Here is a 394-nt window from a genome sequence, read left to right as displayed (position 1 = left end):
CGATAAACATGACCCGGCATCAGCCCCATGCCCGCAGAGTACGGATTCACCTTGCCGGTCAGCGCCAGCGTGTAATGCGTGCGCCCGTGATACGCGCCGCTAAAAGCGATGGTGCCGCTACGTTTGGTGGCGGCGCGGGCGATTTTCACCGCGTTTTCCACCGCTTCAGAACCTGTGGTGACCAGCAGCGTTTTCTTGGCAAAATTGCCTGGCACCTTCTGATTCATAATCTCGCACAGCTCCAGATACGGCTCGTAGGCCAGCACCTGGAAGCAGGTGTGCGACAGTTTTTTCAACTGCGCTTCCACCGCAGCCACCACTTTCGGATGCAGATGCCCGGTATTGAGCACCGCAATCCCGCCCGCGAAATCAAGATACTCACGGCCTTCAACGT

General features: G+C 57.9%; 1 protein-coding gene. It reads right to left on the bottom strand.

Features of this window, described 5'->3' with window-relative positions:
- Positions 1–394 (bottom strand): aminotransferase class III-fold pyridoxal phosphate-dependent enzyme (locus tag HK439_RS26565; protein WP_190294480.1); only part of this gene is annotated, 394 nt, incomplete at both ends.

It is taken from the genome of Roseibium aggregatum (assembly GCF_014692675.1).
GTDB lineage: Bacteria > Pseudomonadota > Alphaproteobacteria > Rhizobiales > Stappiaceae > Roseibium > Roseibium aggregatum_C.
The sequence above is the reverse complement of the archived record's forward strand: the minus strand, read 5'-3'. Positions and strand labels throughout refer to the sequence as shown.